Annotated in this window: 10 protein-coding genes; 3 read left to right on the top strand and 7 right to left on the bottom strand. The window is 71.6% G+C overall.

Going from position 1 to position 13,655, the window contains the following annotated elements; genetic code table 11:
• The first annotated feature begins 26 nt into the window (after window positions 1–26).
• Window positions 27–4,775, top strand: a complete 4,749-nt coding sequence (locus tag J2S43_RS24545) for a ricin-type beta-trefoil lectin domain protein (RefSeq protein WP_306833009.1) — start codon at window positions 27–29, stop codon at window positions 4,773–4,775.
• A gap of 51 nt (window positions 4,776–4,826) precedes the next feature.
• Here J2S43_RS24545 and J2S43_RS24540 read toward each other — a convergent pair whose 3' ends face one another.
• The 3 genes from J2S43_RS24540 to J2S43_RS24530 form a co-directional block, all read right to left on the bottom strand.
• Window positions 4,827–5,315 (bottom strand): CAP domain-containing protein, encoded by a 489-nt coding sequence (locus tag J2S43_RS24540; protein ID WP_306833007.1) that lies wholly within the window; start codon window positions 5,313–5,315, stop codon window positions 4,827–4,829.
• Window positions 5,316–5,441: 126 nt separating this feature from the next.
• Entirely contained in the window at window positions 5,442–7,355 is a 1,914-nt protein-coding gene (locus tag J2S43_RS24535; RefSeq protein WP_306833005.1) for a hypothetical protein, read from the bottom strand.
• Window positions 7,356–7,383: 28 nt separating this feature from the next.
• Window positions 7,384–8,382, bottom strand: coding sequence for a coiled-coil domain-containing protein (locus J2S43_RS24530; protein ID WP_306833003.1), 999 nt, complete (start codon window positions 8,380–8,382; stop codon window positions 7,384–7,386).
• A 239-nt stretch (window positions 8,383–8,621) separates the two neighbouring features.
• On the opposite strand from J2S43_RS24530, the gene J2S43_RS24525 reads away from it, so the two are divergent.
• Window positions 8,622–9,446 carry a maleylpyruvate isomerase family mycothiol-dependent enzyme gene (locus tag J2S43_RS24525; protein WP_306833001.1) on the top strand — a complete coding sequence of 275 codons (825 nt, stop codon included), beginning with the start codon at window positions 8,622–8,624 and terminating at the stop codon, window positions 9,444–9,446.
• Window positions 9,447–9,617: 171 nt separating this feature from the next.
• On the opposite strand, the gene J2S43_RS24520 is transcribed toward J2S43_RS24525, so the two are convergent.
• From J2S43_RS24520 to J2S43_RS24505, 4 genes are all read right to left on the bottom strand, one after another.
• Window positions 9,618–9,860: a PspC domain-containing protein gene (locus J2S43_RS24520; RefSeq protein ID WP_306832999.1), complete on the bottom strand. Its 243-nt coding sequence runs from the start codon at window positions 9,858–9,860 to the stop codon at window positions 9,618–9,620.
• 107 nt (window positions 9,861–9,967) lie between these two features.
• Window positions 9,968–10,582: an FMN reductase gene (locus J2S43_RS24515; RefSeq protein WP_306832997.1), complete on the bottom strand. Its 615-nt coding sequence runs from the start codon at window positions 10,580–10,582 to the stop codon at window positions 9,968–9,970.
• On the bottom strand, window positions 10,579–11,682 hold the full coding sequence (locus J2S43_RS24510; protein WP_306839419.1) for an LLM class flavin-dependent oxidoreductase: 1,104 nt from the start codon (window positions 11,680–11,682) through the stop codon (window positions 10,579–10,581). The genes J2S43_RS24515 and J2S43_RS24510 overlap by 4 nt, the downstream gene beginning before the upstream one ends.
• 229 nt (window positions 11,683–11,911) lie before the next feature.
• The gene (locus J2S43_RS24505) at window positions 11,912–12,148 is read right to left on the bottom strand and encodes a hypothetical protein (RefSeq protein WP_306832995.1); all 237 of its coding nucleotides are present in this window, start codon (window positions 12,146–12,148) and stop codon (window positions 11,912–11,914) included.
• Window positions 12,149–12,433: 285 nt separating this feature from the next.
• Here J2S43_RS24505 and J2S43_RS24500 point away from each other — a divergent pair, with 285 nt between their 5' ends.
• Entirely contained in the window at window positions 12,434–13,654 is a 1,221-nt protein-coding gene (locus J2S43_RS24500; protein WP_306832993.1) for a phosphotransferase family protein, read from the top strand.
• The last annotated feature ends 1 nt before the right edge of the window (window position 13,655 follow it).

Raw genomic sequence — 13,655 nt, 5'->3', positions numbered from 1 at the left:
TGTTTCGCAATCCTGGGGAGGATTCTGTGAGATCGATACGGGGGACGGTGGCCGCGGTCGTGGCCGCCGCTCTCGCCGGTGGCGGACTCGTGGCAGGTGCCACGCCCGCGTCGGCCGAGCCCGCTTCGCGTGGCGACCACGTCCAGCCGGACGTGCCGCGCGCACTCGATGTCGGGCTGCTGCCCGCGATCGGTGACCGGCGGTTCGGCACGGTGGAGACGCCCGCCCGGGACGAGGCCGGGCGGACGTTCGTCTATGTCGACGGTGCGGCGGCCGCCGAGGCGGTCGAGGCCGCCGACGGCGAGGTGCTGCAGACCAGCGGCGACCGCGTCCGTGCGGCCGTGCCGGGTCGCAACCTGGTCGCGCTCGCGGAGCAGGACGGCGTCGTCTCGGTACGCCAGCCGGACCGCGCCTTCCCGCTCGCCGTCACCTCCGAGGGGATCGAGGCGTCCGGCGCCGGTGCCTGGAAGCGCAACGGCAAGACCGGCGCCGGGGTCAAGGTGGGCATCGTCGACATCGGGTTCGACGGGCTCGCCGACGCGCAGGCGGCGGGTGACCTGGCGGCCGGTGTGACGCTGCACGGGGACGACTGCCCGGTGGAGAACGGCTCGTCGCACGGCACCGCCGTCACCGAGATCGTGCACGACATGGCGCCGGACGCCACGCTGTTCCTGGCATGCGCGCCGGACTCGATGACGTTCGCGTCGGCCGTGGAGTGGCTGATCGCGCAGGACGTCGACGTCGTGACCGGCGCGGTCGGCTTCCCGAACACCGGTCGTGGCGACGGTACCGGGGCCGCCGGGTCGCCGGCGGCCGTGGTGCGCGCGGCGCGGGACGCCGGCATTCTCTGGGTGGCCGCCGCCGGTAACCAGGCGCAGCTGCACTGGGGCGGCGCTGCCGCCGACGCCAACGCCGACGGGTACGTGGAAGTCGCCGGCACCGCACAGGGCAACGGTTTCACGATCCCGGGTGCGGGTAGCGCGACCGTGAGCCTGCGCTGGGACGGGTGGCCCACTACCCGGCAGGATCTGGACCTCGTGGTGATGTCGGTGAACCGGAAGCCGACCGGGCCGGGCGATCCCGCGATCGTCGCCCAGTCGACGAACCCTCAGGCGGACGCCGCACAGCCGCTGCCGCCGACCGAGCAGGTGACGATCGAGAACCGCACCGGCGGCGCGCTCACCTACTGGGTCTACGTGGCCGCGCGCGCGTCGTACCCGCAGACCAGGGTTGATCTGTTTCTGATGGGCGACGCGACGAGCCTGTCCTATCCGGTGGCGGCCGGAAGTCTGCTCGAGCCCGCGACCTCGCCGTACGCGATGGCGGTCGGCGCGTCGCAGACCGCGAGCGGCGCGGTCGACGCCTACAGCTCGCGCGGACCGACCGTGGACGGGCGGGTCAAGCCGGACATCACCGGCCAGTCGGGCGTGAGCACGTACACGTTCGGCCCGGCGCCGACGATGGCCGGAACGTCCGCGGCCGCGGCGCACGTCGCAGGGGCCGCCGCGCTGCTCAAGGGCGCGAACGGCGCGCTGGACGCGGCCGCGCTGCAGGGGATGCTGGAGGCGCGGACCAACCCTGCCCGGTACGACAGCGACTGGGGGCACGGCCTGCTGGCGCTCGGCGCCCCGGACACCCCGCAGACGCCGCAGACCGGCGGCTTCACCCCGCTGCAGCCGACCCGGCTGATCAAGGACACCGCGATCGGCGCCGGCGAGGTGCGTACCGTGTCGAGCACCGCACCGGCCGGTGCGACGGCCGTGGTGCTGAACGTGACGGCCTGGTCGTCCACGGCCACCCGCATCGAGGTCTACCGGGACGTCAACACGTCGTCGGGCCTCTCCACCCTGGACCTGGTGGCCGGGGACAAGCGGACCGCGCTGGCTATCGTGCCACTGTCCGCGGCCCGCACGGTCGCGATCCGCAACGAGTCCGGCACCGCGACCGTCAACGTCGATCTGCAGGGTTACTTCAGCCCGTCCGGTGCCGGCACCTACGTCACGCCGAACGCGCCGGTGCGGCTGCTCGACACGCGCACCGCGACCGGCGGCCACCAGCGCCCATTCGGCGCCGCCGAGGAGTACGCCCTGCCGGTGCGCGGCGTGGCGGGTGTGCCGGAGAACGCCACGTCGGTGCTGCTCGACGTGACGCTCGCGGAGAACAGCGAGGACACGTACGTCCAGCTCTACCCGCAGGTGCTGCCGGACACCGCGAACGTGGAGGCCGGCCCGGCTGCCAACAGCGTCCGCGGGAACCTGGCGGTGACCGGTATCGGCGACGATGGCAGGATCCGGCTTCGCAACGCGCGCGGCACCACCGCGATCGCGGTCGACCTGATCGGCTGGTTCGCGCCCGGCTCCGGTGCCCGGTACGTCCCGCTGCCCCGCGCCGCCAAGGTGCTGGACACCCGCACCGGCACCGGCGCACCGGCCGGCGCGCTCGGGCAGGGCGCGACGACCACGCTGTCGCTCGGCGGTGTGGCGGGCGTGCCCCGCGACGTCTCCGCCCCGATACTGACCGTCTCGGCGGTCGGCGACGGCGCGGGCGCGGTGACCGTGCGCCCGGCCGGTAAGGCCCTGCCGTGGACGAGCGGCCTGCAAGGGCTGCGCTCGACCCGGACGACGACCGGCACGCTCGTGCCGCGTGCCGACGGTGCCGGCGCGGTGGAGCTGCGGACCGACGCGGGCGCGACCGACGTCGTCGCCGCGGTCACCGGCTACTTCGTGGGCGGTCCGGCACTGACCGGCCCGGCCGGTTCGTGCGCGTTCGGGCCCGAGCCCGGATTCACCGCGCTCTACGACGGGCGCTCGCCGAACAGCGCCGGGTGGCGCACGTCGGGTGCGGGCGCGACGCGGATCGACGCGGGTTGCGAGCTCTCCTCGTCGCCGAACAGCACGCTCCAGTGGTTCTCGGCGCGGTCGATGCCGGCCGCCTACACCCTGCGGCTGGACTACCGGGCGGCCGGACCGGGCGCCGACGCCGGCGTGATGATCGGGTCGGCGTCGCCGGTCACCGGCAGCCTGACCGATGGCAGCGGGTACGAGGTGCAGATCAAACCGGAGGGGGTGGGCGCCGCCGCGACGGGCGCGATCGACAGCACGCAGGCGCCGATCACCGGTGCGGAGAAGCCGGCCGGGCAGTGGAACGCGCTGGAGATCGTGGTCGACGGCAGGCGAGTCTCGGTACGGCTGAACGGCACGGTCGTCAACGATTTCGTCGCCACCGCCGACAACCGGCTGCTCGACCCGGGCTTCGTCGGACTGCAGGGCAGCGCCGCGACCGACCCGGTGTCGTTCCGCAACGTGCGGGTGCGCGTCGATCGGGCGGCGACCCGGTTCGGCGAGATCCGCACCGCGGTCGGCAACTGCGTCGATGTAATCAACGCGACGCGGCCGGCCGGCGTCCAGTTCCAGGCGATTCTCTGCAAGGGCAACGACGCGCAGCTGTTCACCCTCCCGGGCGACGGCACGCTGCGCATCTTCGGCCTCTGCGTGGACGCCAACGGGCCGGTCCGCAACGGCACGAGCCGGAGCCCGCACACCGCCACCTGCAACGGTACGGCGACCCAGCAGTGGCAGTACCGGGCGGACCGCACGCTCTACAGCGCCGCGCACAACGTGTGCCTGGACGCGCCGTCGGAGCCGGTGTCGGGGTCGCTGGCGCTGTGGGCGCACACCTGCCACGGCGGGGCGACCCAGCAGTGGACGCTGCCGACCGGCCGGGCCGCGTTCGGCCCGCTGGTGAAGAACGGCCACTCGAATCTCTGCGTGGACATCCTCAACGAGACCGCGGCCGTCGACGCACAGGTTCAGATCGTGAACTGCAAGCCCGGCATCGGTGCGCAGCAGTTCACCCTGCCCGGCGACGGCACGCTGCGCATCTACGGCTTCTGCGTGGACCAGAACGGCCCGGTCCGGTCCGGTACCGACAGGTGGCTCAAGCTGAGCGTCTGCACCGGTGCCGCCACCCAGCAGTGGGCCACCCGCCCGGGTGACGAGTTGTACAACCCGGCGACCAACACCTGCGTGGACCACCCGTCCAGCGCGGGCGCGCGGATTTCGTCCTGGATGTGCAACTCGTCCAACAACCAGTGGTATGCGATGCCGTGGGCGGGTGTGGACGGCGTCCTCACCAAGGGGGCCGCCGAGACCGCCGTGGCCGGCTATGCGATGAACGAGAACAACGGCACCACACTGGCCGACAGCACCGGCACCGGTCGGTCCGCGACGCTGGTCAACGGCGTCTGGACGACCGGCCGGACCGGCGCGGGCGTCGAGTTCAACGGCACGAACACCGTGGCCCGTACGAGCCGGACCGCACTGCAAACGAACCGGTCGTACAGCGTGTCGGCGTGGGCGCGGATCAACCCCACGACGGGTACCCGGACGATCATCGCCCAGGACGGCTCCGGCCGTAACCCGTTCTCGCTGAGCGCCAACGCGAGCACGACGGAGTGGCAGTTCCTGGTCACGCAGACCTCGGCGTCTTCCTACACGAAGGCCAGCGCCGGTGCCGGCAGCGTGGTCCCCAACCGCTGGACCCACCTGGTCGGCGTTCATGACGCCGCGGCCGGCAAGATCCGCCTGTACGTCGACGGTGAGCTGAAGGGGTCCACGGACGTCGGCCCGCTGTGGCTGGCCGGTGGCGACTCGGTCATCGGCCGGGGCTGGTACGACAGCAAGGCGGTGGACTGGTTCCCGGGCGCGATCGATGACGTGCGCCTCTACCAGGGTGTTCTCACCCAGCAGGAGATCACGGCACTGAGCCGCACCTGACGGCTCGAACACGGAATGGCCCGGGGCATCGCCCCGGGCCATTCCAGTCCCTTACTTGCCGAACTCCTGGGTCCAGTACAGGACGCCCTTGGCGTTACGGGCCGCGCCGACACCGATCAGGGTCGACTTGCAGTTCAGGATGTTCTTGCGGTGACCCGGGCTGTTCATCCAGCCCTTCATCACACCCTGCGCGTCCTTGTGACCCCAGGCGATGTTCTCGCCCATCGCGGTCTTCTTGAATCCGGCCCGCTTCGCACGCTGCACGAAGTTCGAACCATCGGCCCCGGTGTGGGAGAAGAAGTTCTTGTCCGCCATGTCCTTCGAGAACGCCTGCGCGGCCTTCGCCAGGTTGACGTTCACCGTCAGCTTCTTGCAGCCGGCCTTCACACGGGCCTCGTTCGTCAGCGCCACGACCTGCGACTCCAGCGTCACCGTCGCCACGGCGGCGGACGCCGACGCCGCCGGAGCGACCAACGTCATACCGATAGCGGCGGCGGGAGCAAGAACGGCAAGAACGACCCGGCTGGCGAAGCGGCGCAAGAAACTCTCATCTCTGTCGGTGTGTGTTCTTCGCTTACACCTGTTCATTCGGCCGACTGGCCGCCACGCTGACGAATCGACCGGGTGCCCTCCCGTAAGCCCTCGGTATCCACCGGGTTGCCGGATTCAGGAGCGGCGCAGCGAGCGGGTGAGCGCGGCCGCGATCGTGGTGGCCAGGATCCAGCCGGCCGCGATCAGCAGGTAGGAGAGCCACTGGTACGCCCCGACCGGCAGGAACGCGGTCTGCTGGCCGAAGTCGACCAGCGGCAGCAGCAGGTCGAGCGTGTAGACCACCGCGTGGAACGCCGGCGCCTCGTCCGGTTTCGCGGCCCGTGGCGGGTGCGCCGAGTAGGCGGCCGTGCCGACTCCGAGCAGCACCATCAGCCAGAGCGCGGCCAGCAGCGGGCGGTAGCCGTAGCCGACCGTGACGTCCTGCAGCACGCCCCAGATGCGCGCGGGCCAGCCCGCGGTCCGGGTGCGCGCCCGCTGCCGGGTGAGCAGCACGGACCGCGCCGCGTCGTCGTCGCCCTGGGCGCGGAGCACGGCCGCGAGCTGCTCGTACGGCTGCCGCTGTGCCTGGCTCGGGTCCCGGGCCAGCCAGGCCCGCCGGTCGGTCTCGGTGGCCGCCGGCTCCAGCGTCTCGTAGGTGAGCCCGGTCAGGTGCAGTTCCGAAGGCCAGGTCTCCGGGTCGTCGCGCAGCAGGCCGACGCGGGCGTGGCGCAGGTCGACCGGGCCGGTCACCGCGGTCGTGCGCATGCGCAGTTCGGGCACCTGAAGCCGCCACAGCCGCAGTGCGAACGGCGCGCTCCGCCGGTTGTCCGCCGGATCGGGTGACGCGGTCAGCGTGGCCAGGTCGAGGCAGAGGACGCTGCCGATCCGGCTGCCGGAGACCTGCACCTGCCCGACCGCGGAGAAGCCGTCGCACAGGTTCACCGTGTTGCTCGCCACGACGCCGTTCAGGCTGAGTGCGATGCCTCCCGGGTTGGTCAGCGTGGAGCCGTTGAAGCTCGCGGGGCCGTTCAGCACCGAGTCGTCCAGGCCGACCCGGCCGTCGGCCCGGATCCGGCGGGCGTCGAGCGTGCCCTGCATCGTCATCCATTCGGCGCGCAGCGCGGCACCGCCCGGGTTCGACAGCCGGGCGCCGCGCAGCGTGAACGTGCGGCTGATCTGCGCGTGTGCGGCCCGGATCTCGCCGGTCGCGGTGAACGCGCCGCCGAGGAAGAGCCCGCCGTCGAGCGTGGCGGCGTCGAGCCGCAGCGCGACCCGGTCCGGGTTCGTCATGGTGGTGTCGGTGAAGCTGACCGCGCCGGTGACCCGGCCGTGCCACATGCGCAGCTCGCCGTCGAACGTGGCGCCGCGGGCGAAGAAGCCGCCCTCGATCACCAGGCTGTCCGCGCCGATGACGCCGCGGCTCCCGGCGAGCAGCGCGTGCGGTTCGTCGATGCTCTCCGGCGCGGACGGCGCCGCGCACCGGGCCCGGTCCAGGTCGACGTCGCCGGAGATCCGTCCCTGGGAGACGATGATCAGGCCTTCGATGTCCGCGCGTCCGGCCGCCAGGTCGCCGCCGATCGTGATCCGCTCCGCCTGCAGCGCGATTCCCGCCGATCGCACGCGTGCCCGGTCCAGTACCAGGCCGCCGCTGATCCGGGCGCCGGGCATGCGCAGTTCGCCGTCGACGCGCGCGCCGTTCAGCTTGAGGTGCCCGTCCACGATCACGTTGGACGCGTGCAGGCCGGGCAGCGTGGACCGGGCGAAGCTGGTGAACCCGAGCCGGGCCCAGTTGATCACGGGCCGTCGCTCGAACTCGCAGTCCTCCAGGATGATCGGCGCGTCCACCTGCGCGAAGCGCAGCGAGAACTCGCCGGTGATCCGCGCGCCGGACAGACGAAGCGAGGCCCTGGCCCCGGGCTCCGGCGCCTGTGCGCCGAGCAGCAACCGGGTCAGGACCTCGCCGCTGACCTCACGTTCCCCATCCGGGCCGGCCGTGACCGGCGTGCCCGTGGGGAAGGCCTCCCAGAGACGTCGTTCGAGCGTGTTCACCCGCTCATCGTCGTCGCCGGGAGCAAATCTAGACGATCGACATGTGTACGTGGTCCTCGTGCGTGCTGTCGCCGGAGTATGAACTCCAGCCGGTGGCCGGGAACCACACCATCCGGTTCCAGATCACGTAGAGGATGCCGAGCCGGTCGGCGTTACGCACCAGGAACGCCATCAGGTCGTTGCCGTACTTCAGTTCGTCGTCGGTGTCCCAGACCGAGAAGCCGCTGTTCTGTAGTGACCAGTCGCAGGCGCGTCCCTTCGGATGCTCCCAGATGTCACCGGTGCGGAAGCAGCCGACGAACCGGTTGAAGCCGGCCTTCTTCACCTCGTTGTACGCGTGCAGGGTGCGCGGCGTCAGGCAGCCGCTGGTGGTCGGGTCGTCCTGGGTGCACGACTCGGCCGGCCAGCCGCTGTTCGCGCCCGGCCCCGGGGCCGCCTGCGGCGAGGTGGCGGTGACCAGGCCGTTCGTGGTGACGTTGCCGCCGACCAGGGTGAGCGCCTTCTCCGCCTCCTTCTTCTGCTTGTCGATCGCGGCGAGCGCCTTCTGCTCCTCCGCGACCTCGGCGTCCAGCTCGGCCTTGGACCGGTCGATCGCGTCGCGGGCCTCGATGTACTCGTGCAGCTTCGCGTCGTTGTGTGCGGCCAGCTCGTTGAGCGAGGTCATCCGCTGGACGAACCCGGTCGGGTCCGCGCTGCCCAGCATCAGGCTCGGACCGGTGAGCCGGCCCTGCCGGTACTGCTGGGAGGCCATGTCACCGACCTGCTTGGTGAGCTCGCCCAGGTCGGCCTCGGCCTTCTTGAGCTGCTTGGTGATCTCGGCCTGCTTCTTCTTCGACGCGTCCAGCACGGCCTTGGCCTCGAGGTACCGCTTACCCGTGGACTCCAGAACGTCACCCAGAGTGGCGTTGCCGCCCGCGTCCGGGTTGTTCGGCTCCGCGCTCGCGGGGGAGAGCGGCGCGGTCAGCAGTGCCACCGCGGTGGTGGCCGCGGCGACCGCTGCGGCACATCGACGACCGAGTGGGGTCATCAGAACGAATTCCTCTCGTCGTGCTGGGAAGCTCTCGGCGGCGGTGAAGATCCGCCTTCCCTGGACTTACGGAGTCGGGGGCGAGGCGGTTCGATTTCGCCGGCCCCACGCGGAGAGCGTCACGGCAAAGAAGGTTACGTCACTGTCCGGACGAATGCTTAGGTCAGGGCGTATATCCACACACCGTGACCGCTTAATCGGCGGTGCGCTCCGGCCGTACCGGATAATGTGTCCTGTCTATGCGCATCGAACGTTTCAGAGAGTGTCTGCACGCGGACGCGGCGCGTCTGCGTGTGGCGATCACCGTGGCTGCGACCGCGCCGGTGCCGACGTGTCCGGGCTGGACCGTGACGGATCTGGCCGACCATGTGACCCAGGTCTACCGGCACAAGACCGAGGTCATGCGGACCGGCGCGTTCCCGGAGGACTGGCCGCCGCCCCCAGAGAGCGGTGACGTGCTGGCCGACTTCGACTCCGCGTTCGCCGCGCTCGCGGCCGAGCTGGCCGCGCGCGACCCTGGCGAGCCCGTCCCGACGTGGTACCCGGGGGATCAGACCGTCGCCTTCTGGGCGCGGCGGATGGCGCACGAGACCGTGATCCACCGGGTGGACGGCGAGCTGGCGGCCGGCCTGCCGCGCGCGCCGATCCCGGCGGACCTGGCGGTCGACGGCGTCGACGAGGTGCTGGTCCGCTTCCTGGAGCACGGCTCCACGAACTGGCCGGACGACTTCGGCGACGCGCTGGCCGGCCTCGACGGCCGCACGGTCCGGGTCGCCACGGACGCGGGCGGGACCTGGCACGTCCGGCTCGCGCCGGACGGTGTGACCGTCACCACGGACGATCCGGAAAGCACCGACCGGCCGGAAAGCACCGACGATCCGGAAAACACCGTCGGGCCGGAAAGCACCGACGGAACGGGAAGCGCGGTCGCCACGGTTACCGGCGACCCGGTGGAGGTGCTGCTCTGGCTGTGGCGCCGCGGGGGCGCGGACAACCTGAGCCTCGGTGGCGACACCGCGCTGATCACCGTGCTGCACGACCTGATGGCCAAGCCCACGCTCTGACCCCCTCAGAGATCGAGGCGTCGTTCATGTCGTTCCAACGACATGAACGACGCCTCGATCTCGAAGTGGGGGCCGCCCGCCCCGTCACCCGTGAGTAGATCGGCGCGCGGGGTGCGGGCGGGCGGCCGTGGCCCGGCCGGTCCCGGGGAGCGCGACCGGCCGGGAGCTCGGTCAGACTCCGGGGGCGGCCGGGTAGAGGTCGTCGGCCTCGTTCGGCATCACGATCCACAGGATCGGGTAGATCAGCAGCTGGCTGCCCGGGACCGCCAGCAGGACGATCACGAACAGGAGCCGTGCGACGTTGGCGTCCAGGCCGAAGCGCCGCCCCAGCCCGGCGCAGACGCCGGCCAGCAGACGGCCCTGACGCGGCCGGACCAGGCCCTGACTGCGAAAGTGGGTGTGCACGCCAGCCATTTCGGATCACTCCTTGTCGTCTTGCTTGCTGACTCCAGAGTCCTCGGATCCGGCGTGCCCGACATCGGGGAACGGCCCCATCCGTCCCCCGATGTCCCAACTCAGGGTTAACCCAGAAGCTGGTCGAACGACGGCGCCGACTCGAACGGGTCCGCCACGGTGACCGGCTCGCGCATCGTGATCAACGCGGCCATCTCGCCGGCCGCGCGGTCGATCCGCTGGGCCAGGCCCTGGTGTGCCTTGCCGCCGCCGGTGCCCCAGTCCTCCGAGGCCGCGTAGACGCCGGTCGGGACGACCACGGAGCGCAGGTAGGCGAAGAGCGGCCGGACCGCGTGCTCCAGCACCAGCGAGTGGCGGGGCGTGCCGCCGGTCGCGCCGATCAGCACCGGCTTGTCCGCGAGCGCCTCCTCCTCGACCACGTCGAAGAAGGACTTGAACAGCCCGCTGTACGACGCGCGGAACGTGGGCGTGACCACGATCAGGCCGTCCGCCGCCGCGACCGCGTCCAGCACCTCGCGCAGCGCGCCCGGCGCGAAGCCGGTCAGCGTGTTGTTGACGACGTCGTGCGCGTGGTCGCGCAGCTCGATCGTGCGCACCTCCACCTCCTCGCCGCGCGCCCGCAGCTCACGGGCGGTCGCGGTGGCGAGGTGGTCGGCGAGCAGCCGGCTCGACGAGGGCTGGCTCAGGCCCGCGCTCACCACGAACAGCTTCCGGGTGGTCATGACTGCACCTCTTCCAGGACGTTCTCGGTCGCGGCCGCGGCGACCAGCGAGGCGTGGGTGGGCGCGTCCGGGATGTGTGCCGGGCGGCCGATCGCGAACTCCTTGCGCAGCACCGGCAGCACGTCCTCGCCGAGCATGTCGAGCTGCTCCAGCACGGTCTTCAGCGGCAGGCCGGCGTGGTCGACCAGCAGCATCATCCGCTGGAAGTCGCCGAAGTGCGTGCGGTAGCTGAGCAGCCGCTCGGTGATCTGCTCCGGGCTCCCCACGGTCAGCGGCGTCTCCCGGCTGAAGTCCTCGAGCGTCGGGCCGTGGCCGTAGACCGGCGCGTTGTCGAAGTACGGCCGGAACTCGTTCACCGCGTCCTGCGAGTTCTTCCGCATGAAGATCTGGCCGCCGACGCCGACGATCGCCTGGTCCTCCGCGCCGTGACCGTAGTGCGCCCACCGCTTCCGGTAGAACTCGATCATGCGCTTGGAGTGGTCGAACGGCCAGAAGATGCCGTTGTGCAGGAAGCCGTCACCGTAGTAGGCGGCCTGCTCCGCGATCTCCGGGCTGCGGATCGAGCCGTGCCAGACGAACGGCGGCACCCCGTCCAGCGGGCGTGGCGTGGACGTGAAGCCCTGTAGCGGCGTGCGGAACTTGCCCTCCCAGTCGACGACGTCCTCGCGCCACAGCCGGCGCAGCAGCCCGTAGTTCTCGATCGCCAGCGGGATGCCGGTGCGGATGTCCTGCCCGAACCACGGGTAGACCGGGCCGGTGTTGCCGCGGCCCATCAGCAGGTCGACCCGGCCGTCCGCCAGGTGTTGCAGCATCGCGTAGTCCTCGGCGATCTTCACCGGGTCGTTCGTGGTGATCAGCGTGGTCGCGGTGGAGAGGATGATCTTCTCGGTCCGCGCGGCGATCCAGCCGAGCATGGTGGTCGGCGAGGACGGCACGAACGGATGGTTGTGGTGCTCACCGGTCGCGAAGACGTCGAGCCCGACCTCCTCCGCCTTGAGTGCGATCTGCATCATCGCCTTGATGCGCTCGTTCTCCGTGGGGGTCCGCCCGTTCGTCGGGTCGGTGGTCACGTCGCCCACGGTGAAGATCCCGAACTGCATTGGCATTGGTCCCGCCTCCGTCGTACCGCTGATTCCTTCAAATCTTAACTATTACGTCGGCAAGTAACCAGGCCCGGCCGCGCACTATTCCGCCTCCGGCCACGCTCATCGAGACGTGGCTCACCCGGCTGCCCATCCCCGACCGGAACAAGAGCACACCTTCAAGATCATTCGAGGCATGAGGGGGTACGCCGCTCCGCGTCCGAGTCTGCGCGGAGACGGCTCTACCTCACCTCCGTAGCGGCAGGGCGCTCACGCGAACGTAGATCTCGCGCACCGCCCCCGCGTCCGTCGGTGCGCGGCGGCAGAGGCCACGCACCCGTACCCAGAGCTCCCCGTCGAGCGTCACCCGTTCCAAGATCTGCTCGACGACGATCGACAGCCGGCCCACGCCGAACTTGTAGTCCTGTTCTCCCAGCGTGAGCTCGTCGCCCGGCCGCAGCCGGGGCCTCGGGTTGCCGGTCACCGGTCCGCCCCCCAAGGCGCGGCCGGTCTCTTCCAGTGATGCATGACGACGCTCCCCTCATTGAAGTCGAGGGGGCGGCGCCGTCTAGGTGGTGCGGACATCGTGCCGCAACCGCACGGCCTCCGGTGCCCCGAACACCCGAACGGCTGATCACTCCTGCGGGGGCCCACACGGCTCACTCCTGCGGGGGCCCACACGGCGGCGCGGCGAGACCGGTGCGGCCGGTGAACGGCGCGGCAACGGCCGGCTGTCTCATCAATGTTGCATCCGATAGGTTCACCGGTCATGTCCCGCGTCGTGACGCTCGTCCTGGTCGACCCCTCCGGTGCCGTGCTCGGCGCGCTCCCGCCGTACGAGGTGCCGATGCCCTGGTGGCAGGAGGTCGTCGACGTGGTCGACGGCGCGCGCCAGCACTACGGCGTGGACGTCACCGTGCTGCGCCTGCTCCGCACGTCCCGCGACCGCCCGCACGGCGGCGAGGTGGTCTACGCGGCCGAGCTGCACGGCCCCGGCACGCCGTCCATGGTGGACGCGGACGAGGCCGACGTCGCCTCGCTGACGCCGCACGCCCGGCGGGCGCCGTGGGCCGAGGCGGGCGGGCCCGGCGCGACCACGGCCTGGGCCGCGGACCGGCTCGCCTCGCGCGGCCGGCTCGTGGTCCGCACGGTCCAGCAACGCACCTGGAACCTCTCCGCGATCTGGCGCCTGGAGACCGTGAGCGCGGACGGCGGCGCGCCCGGACCGGTGGACATCGCGCGCGACGTGGTCTGGATCAAGCAGGTGCCGCCGTTCTTCGCGCACGAGGCCGCGGTGCTCCGCTGGCTCGGTCACGCGCTCCCCGGCGTCGCGCCCGAGCTGCTGGCCGAGCAGCCACCCGGCCGGCTGCTGCTCGCGCACGTCCCGGGCGCGGGCCTCTACGGCGCCGGGGCCGCCGCGCGCGACGAACTGGCCACGATCATGCACCGGATCGGGGTGCGGGCCGCGCCGGACCTGGACACGCTGCTCGCCGACGGCCTGCCGGACCTGCGCGCGCCCCGGCTCGCGGACCGGATCCGGGCGGTGCTGGACACGCACGCGCCGGGCGACCCGGCGCTGACCGCGCTCGCGGACGGCCTGGACGCGCGGCTGGCCGCGGTCGCCGAGTGCGGCGTCCCGGACACGCTGGTCCACGGTGACCTGCACCCCGGCAACGCGATCGTCGAACACGACACTCGGGTGATCATCGACTGGGGCGATGCGTTCGCCGGGCACCCCGCGTTCGACATCCTGCGGCTGACCGAGGGCATGCCGGAGGCACCCGCGCTGATCGAGTCGTGGGCCTCGCGCTGGCGGGCAGCCGTGCCCGGCTGCGACCCCGAGCACGCGGTCGCACTCCTGGCACCGGTCGCGGCGCTGCGCAACGCGGCCGTCTACGCCGAGTTCCTGGACCGGATCGAGCCGTCCGAGGCGCGGTTCCACGCGGCCGACGTACCGTTCTGGCTCGACGCCGCGCGTGCCCTACTGTGAA

It is taken from the genome of Catenuloplanes nepalensis (assembly GCF_030811575.1).
Lineage (GTDB): Bacteria > Actinomycetota > Actinomycetes > Mycobacteriales > Micromonosporaceae > Catenuloplanes > Catenuloplanes nepalensis.
This window is presented reverse-complemented; position numbering and strand designations above follow the sequence as displayed.

What these genes read in the sequence shown, in the direction of transcription:
- J2S43_RS24530 (WP_306833003.1), bottom strand. Translation starts at nt 8,382, where the DNA reads ATGACCCCACTCGGTCGTCGATGTGCCGCAGCGGTCGCCGCGGCCACC.
- J2S43_RS24525 (WP_306833001.1), top strand. Translation starts at nt 8,622, where the DNA reads ATGCGCATCGAACGTTTCAGAGAGTGTCTGCACGCGGACGCGGCGCGT.
- J2S43_RS24520 (WP_306832999.1), bottom strand. Translation starts at nt 9,860, where the DNA reads ATGGCTGGCGTGCACACCCACTTTCGCAGTCAGGGCCTGGTCCGGCCG.
- J2S43_RS24515 (WP_306832997.1), bottom strand. Translation starts at nt 10,582, where the DNA reads ATGACCACCCGGAAGCTGTTCGTGGTGAGCGCGGGCCTGAGCCAGCCC.
- J2S43_RS24510 (WP_306839419.1), bottom strand. Translation starts at nt 11,682, where the DNA reads ATGCAGTTCGGGATCTTCACCGTGGGCGACGTGACCACCGACCCGACG.
- J2S43_RS24500 (WP_306832993.1), top strand. Translation starts at nt 12,434, where the DNA reads ATGTCCCGCGTCGTGACGCTCGTCCTGGTCGACCCCTCCGGTGCCGTG.